4 protein-coding genes are annotated in these 6,078 nt (G+C 70.7%); all 4 read right to left on the minus strand.

Features of this window, described 5'->3' with window-relative positions; all coding sequences use genetic code 11:
• Positions 1–1,810: translation elongation factor 4 (gene lepA / locus Q7T52_RS00735; RefSeq protein WP_304798573.1), on the minus strand; the 1,810-nt coding region annotated here is incomplete at its 3' end.
• Between the two features lie 248 nt (positions 1,811–2,058).
• Complete coding sequence (locus Q7T52_RS00740) at positions 2,059–3,780, minus strand: thiamine pyrophosphate-dependent enzyme (RefSeq protein ID WP_304798576.1); 1,722 nt, start codon at positions 3,778–3,780, stop codon at positions 2,059–2,061.
• Positions 3,781–3,820: 40 nt separating this feature from the next.
• A complete protein-coding gene (locus Q7T52_RS00745) occupies positions 3,821–4,444 on the minus strand; it encodes a TMEM175 family protein (RefSeq protein ID WP_304798579.1) in 624 nt (207 codons plus the stop codon).
• A gap of 49 nt (positions 4,445–4,493) precedes the next feature.
• On the minus strand, positions 4,494–6,078 hold a 1,585-nt coding region (locus Q7T52_RS00750), incomplete at its 5' end, for an FMN-binding glutamate synthase family protein (protein ID WP_304798582.1).

Below are 6,078 nucleotides of genomic sequence, written 5' to 3' on the forward strand. Positions count from 1 at the left end.
CCTCGACGCGGCCGACCATCTTCATCCGCTTCTTGCCCTCCTTCTGCTTCTCGAGCAGCTTGCGCTTGCGGGTGATGTCGCCGCCGTAGCACTTGGCGAGCACGTCCTTGCGGATCGCGCGGATGTTCTCGCGGGCGATGACCCGGGCGCCGATGGCGGCCTGGATCGGCACCTCGAACTGCTGGCGCGGGATGAGGTCCTTGAGCTTGCCGGCCATCATCACGCCGTAGCCGTAGGCCGCGTCCTTGTGGACGATCGCGCTGAACGCGTCGACGGGCTCGCCCTGCAGCAGGATGTCGACCTTGACGAGGTCGGCGACCTGCTCGCCGGAGCGCTCGTAGTCGAGCGAGGCGTAGCCCTTGGTGCGCGACTTGAGCTGGTCGAAGAAGTCGAAGACGATCTCGCCCATCGGCAGCGTGTAGCGCATCTCGACGCGGTCCTCGGAGAGGTAGTCCATCCCGCCGAGGGTGCCGCGCTTGGTCTGGCAGAGCTCCATGATCGTGCCGATGTAGTCACTCGGGCTGAGGATCGTGGCCTTGACGACCGGCTCGCGCACCTCGTCGATCTTCATCTCGGGGAACTCGCTCGGGTTGGTGACCTCGATCGAGGTGCCGTCCTCGAGGATGACCTCGTAGACCACGTTGGGGGCGGTCGAGATGAGGTCGAGGTCGAACTCGCGCTCGAGCCGCTCGCGGGTGATCTCCATGTGGAGCAGGCCGAGGAAGCCGACGCGGAACCCGAAGCCCAGGGCGCCCGAGGTCTCGGGCTCGTAGACGAGCGCGGCGTCGTTGAGCTGCAGCTTCTCGAGGGCCTCGCGCAGGTCGCCGTACTGGTCGCCGTCGATCGGGTAGAGCCCGGCGTAGACCATCGGGTTGGGGTGCTTGTAGCCGCCCAGGGCCTCGGTCGCGCCGTGGTGCTGGGTCGTGACGGTGTCACCGACGCGCGACTGGCGGACGTCCTTGACGCCGGTGATGAGGTAGCCGACCTCGCCGACGCCCAGGTCGGACGCCTTGACCGGCTCGGGGCTGATCACGCCGACCTCGAGCATCTCGTGGACGACGCCGTTGGACATCATCTTGATGCGGTCGCGGTGACTCAGCTTGCCGTCGATGACGCGGACGTAGGTGACGACGCCGCGGTAGGTGTCGTAGACGGAGTCGAAGATCAGCGCGCGCGCCGGCTTGTCGGGGTCGCCGACCGGCGGCGGCGTCTCGGCCACGATGTGGTTGAGGCGCTGGGCGACGCCCAGGCCGGTCTTGGCGCTGACCCGCAGCACGTCGTCGGGGTCGCAGCCGACGAGCCCGGCGATCTCGGCGGCGAACTTGTCGGGGTTGGCGCTCGGCAGGTCGATCTTGTTGAGCACCGGGATGATGTGGAGGTCGGCGCCCATCGCGAGGTAGAGGTTGGCCAGCGTCTGCGCCTCGATGCCCTGCGCGGCGTCGACCAGGAGCACGGCGGCCTCGCACGCCTCGAGCGAGCGCGAGACCTCGTAGGTGAAGTCGACGTGGCCGGGCGTGTCGATCATGTTGAGCACGTAGGTGCCGGGCTCGGCGGACTCGTTGTTGCCCTCGGGGACCGTCCACGGCATCCGCACGGCCTGGCTCTTGATGGTGATCCCGCGCTCGCGCTCGATGTCCATCCGGTCGAGGTACTGCGCCCGCGCCGCGCGAGCGTCGACGACGCCGGTCAGCTGCAGCATCCGGTCGGCCAGCGTCGACTTGCCGTGGTCGATGTGGGCGATGATGCAGAAGTTGCGGATGATCGCCGGGTCGGTGTGACCGGGCTTCGGCGCGGCGGCAGGCGTGGGCATGATGCCGCCATTCTTCCAGGCTCCTCCTCCCCTGCCACATTCGCTGACCCGTCGCCGATTGCTGACGGGTCAGCGTCCCGCCACGGTGACCCGTCGTCGATCGCGGACGGGTCAGCGTCCCGCCACGGTGACCCGTCGTCGATTGCTGACGGGTCGGCGTCCCGCCACGGTGACCCGTCGTCGATCGCGGACGGGTCGGCGTCCCGCCATGGTGACCCGTCGTCGATTGCGGACGGGTGAGCGCGTGCTCACTCCGGGGAGTCGACGAACTCCTTGGCCTTGGCGATCGCGAAGCCCCAGCCCTGCTCGTGGGTGGGCTTGGGTGGGAGGGCGATCTCGTCGGCGCTGGTCACGACGTCGAGGAGCGCGGGTCCGTCGTGGGCGAGCACGGCGCGGACGGCGTCCTCGACGTCGTGCGGGTCCTCGACGCGTACGCCGTGCAGCCCCATCGAGCGGGCGACCGCGGCGAGGTCGGGGTTGTGGAGGACGGTGCCGTACTCCGGCAGCCCGACCTGCTCCATCTCGAGCTTGACCATGCCGAGGCGCCCGTTGTCGAAGACGACGAGCTTGACCGGCAGGTCGTGGGAGACGGCGGTGATGAGGTCGCCGAGCAGCATGGTGAGCCCGCCGTCGCCGCAGAACGCGATCGTCTGCCGCTGCCGGTCGAGCGCGGCGACGCCGAGGGCCTGGGGCATGGCGTTGGCCATCGAGCCGAGGTTGAACGACCCGAGCAGCTGCCTGCCGCCGGTCATCCGCACGAAGCGGGCGAGCCACACGGTCGACATCCCGGTGTCGGCGGTGAAGACGGCGTCGGCGGCCGCGTGCCGGTCGACCATCGCCGCCAGCAGCTCCGGGCGGACCCGGGCGTCGGGGTTGTCGACCTTGCGGCGCAGCAGCCCTCGGGGCTTGCGGTCGTAGTCGGGGTCGACGAACTGCTGCTGGCGCTCCTGCCAGGTGGCGTGACGCTCGCGGGCCGCCTCGAGGTGGCTCCGGTCGGCCTTGACCTCGACGAGCGGCAGCAGCGCGTCGACCGTGCGGGCGACGTCGCCGACCACGGGGTGGGTGACGGTGGCGCGACGACCGATGTGGCGCCCGGCGTGGTCGACCTGCACGACGGGGACGCCCTGCGGGATGAATTCGGTGTAGGGGAAGTCGGTGCCGAGCATCACGAGCAGGTCGCAGCCGTCGAACGCGACCTTGCTGGCCGGCCCGCCGAGCAGGCCGGAGAGCCCGACCTCGTGGTCGGTGCCGTCGAAGCCCTCCTTGGCCTGCAGGGTGATCACCATCGGGGCTGCCAGCCGGTCGGCCAGGGCGAGGACGGCGTCACGGGCGGGACGGGCGCCGCGGCCGACGAGGAGCGTGACCCGCTCCGCGGCGTTGATGGCGGCCGCTGCGGCGGTCAGTGCCTCGTCGTCGGGACCGGCCGGGGCCGGCGGCCGGGCGAAGGTGGAGTGGGTCAGGGCCTTGTCCAGGTCGAGACCCCCCACGTCGCCGGGGAGGGTCAGCACGGCGACGCCGCGCTCGGTGAGGGCCGCGTTGGCGGCCTGCTCGATGATGCCGGGCAGCTGCTCCTCGCTGGTGATCGTGGCGCTGAAGACGGCGACGTCGCTGAACAGGACGTCGTTGTCGACCTCCTGGAAGTAGTCGCTGCCGATGTCGGCACGCGGCACCTGGCCGCAGATGGCCAGCACCGGGGTGTGCGACTTCTTGGCGTCGTACAGGCCGTTGAGGAGATGGATCGCGCCCGGGCCGACCGTGCCCATGCAGACCCCGAGCCGGCCGGTCAGCTGCGACTGGGCGCCGGCGGCGAAGGCGGCGACCTCCTCGTGGCGCACGCCCATCCACTCGACCCGGTCCTCGCGGCGGATCGCGTCGGTCACCGGGTTGAGGGCATCACCGACGACGCCCCAGACGTGGGTGACGCCGTGCTCGGCCAGGGACGCGACAAGGTGCTCGGCGATCGTGGGCATGGCCTCACGCTCGCAGCGGTACGCGCCCGTCGTACCGACCTCAGGGGTGGAAGACCCGCCGCAGCCGACGCCACCCGGCGGCGAAGGAGCTCGACAGGAACAGCAGCAGCAGCGGGAAGTAGCTCGTGGCCGGCACCAGCAGGGCGATCGCGAGGGCCAGGGCGAGGGCCACGACGCTGGCCGCCCCGTTGACGGGGTCGGAACCGTCCTCGCCGTCGGTGATCCCGGGGCGACGATCGATCACCGCCGCAACCAGGGTCATCAGGACGGTCGAGGCCAGCACCGTGCCGATGTAGAGCACCTTGGTCAGGTCGTTGGTCGACACCTCCGCGACCAGCGCGGTCGGGAACGGGAGGAACGCGATGGTCAGGCCCCAGGCCATCAACAGTCCCGCGACGCGGTCGTCGTAGGCGACGACGTGCCGCAGCGTGCGGTGCTGGCCGAACCACAGGCGGGCGATCACGACCGAGCTGAGGAGGAAGGCCCAGATCTCGGCCTGGTGCTCCACGAGGAGGTCGCCGACGTCGGCGTCCGTCGGGAGGTCGGTCGTCAGGTCGACGAGCGGCAGCACCAGCAGCGTGATGGCGATCGCCACGACGGCGTCGAGGAACGTCAGGAAGCGGTCGAGGTCTCGCGAACGCTCGCGCACCGCGGCGTCGGTCATGTCGGCCAGGCTAGGGCCGCGCCGGGGCCGCGTCTGGGCTGGGCCGGGGTCAGGGGGTGAAGCGGTCGGGGTCGGCCGCGTCCCAGTCGGCCCGCCACGACGCCGGCGGGTCGGTGAGGAGCTGGCCGGGTGCGAGGTAGTCGAAGAGCTCGGCGTACGACGAGATGGTGCCGTGGTCGATCCGGCGGCGGAGCATCCGGGGCTCGAGGTCGTCGAAGGAGTGCAGCCCCATCGAGGCGACGACCTTCATCGCCGAGGCGACGACCTCGTGCTGATAGCTGGTGACCCGCTCGGACTTGCTCGGTACGTCGAGCGCGCGGACGCGCTTGGGGTCCTGGGTCGCGACGCCGACGGGGCAGGTGTTGGTGTGGCAGGTCTGCGCCTGGATGCAGCCGATCGCCATCATCATCGAGCGTGCGGCGTTGGTGTAGTCGGCGCCCTGGATGATCCGCTTCACGACGTCGACGCCGGTCGCGACCTTGCCCGAGGCGCCGACCCGGATCCGGTCGCGCAGCCCGGCACCGACGAGCGCGTTGTCGACGGTCATCAGGGCCTCGGTCAGCGGCATCCCGACGTGGTCGGAGTACTCCATCGGGGCCGCGCCGGTGCCGCCCTCCGCGCCGTCGACGACGACGAAGTCCGGGGTGGTCCCCTCCTCGACCATCGCCTTGCAGATGGCCAGGAGGTCGACGCGAGAGCCCAGGCAGAGCTTGAACCCGGTCGGTTTGCCGCCGGCGAGCTCGCGCAGGTGCCCGACGAAGCGGACCAGCTCGCGCGGCGTCGAGAACTCCCGGTGGTAGGCCGGGGAGACGACGGTCTCCCCCACCGGCACGTCGCGGGTCTCGGCGATCTCGGCGTTGACCTTGCGGCCGGGAAGGACCCCGCCGAGGCCGGGCTTGGCGCCCTGGCTGAGCTTGAGGTTGATCATCTTGACCTGGGGGTCGGCCGCCTTGGCGGCGAACTTCTCCTCGTCGAAGCCTCCGTCCGGCGTACGGCACCCGAAGTAGCCCGACCCGATCTCCCAGACCAGGTCGCCGCCGTGGCGGTGGTAGGGGCTGATCGCGCCCTCGCCGGTGTCGTGCGCGAACCCGCCGCCGGCCGCACCCTGGTTGAGCGCCTGGATCGCGTTGGAGCTGAGCGAGCCGAAGCTCATCGCGCTGACGTTGAGCAGCGCCATGTCGTAGGGCTGCGTGCAGTCGGGGCCGCCGATCCGCACGCGCGGCGGCTCGGGCATCGGGTCGACCGGGCGGCTGGAGTGCACGAGGTACTCGTAGCCGACGGCGTAGAGGTCGCGCTCGGTGCCGAACGGCTGCTCCTCCAGGGCGCCCTTGGCGCGCTGGTAGATCGAAGAGCGGGTGTTGCGGTCGTAGGGGCGGCCGTCGAAGTTGCGCTCGATGAAGTACTGCTGCAGCTCGGGGCGGATGCCCTCCATCAGGAACCGCATGTGCCCGATGACCGGGTAGTTGCGCAGGATCGCGTGCTGCTTCTGCACGAGGTCGTGCACCCCGACGACGATGAGCACCACGGCGACGGCCACCAGCAGGAACCAGCCCGGTCCCCCGATCGTGGCCGCGAGCGTCGCCACCGCGCCGAGGAACACCAGGACACCCAGCACGTAGAACCTCAGCACCCCG

This window comes from Nocardioides sp., assembly GCF_030655615.1.
Taxonomy (GTDB): Bacteria; Actinomycetota; Actinomycetes; order Propionibacteriales; family Nocardioidaceae; genus Nocardioides.

Bases quoted from the DNA above. Each gene is read 5' to 3' on its own strand.
- Q7T52_RS00740 (WP_304798576.1), bottom strand. From the start codon at position 3,780: ATGCCCACGATCGCCGAGCACCTTGTCGCGTCCCTGGCCGAGCACGGC.
- Q7T52_RS00745 (WP_304798579.1), bottom strand. From the start codon at position 4,444: ATGACCGACGCCGCGGTGCGCGAGCGTTCGCGAGACCTCGACCGCTTC.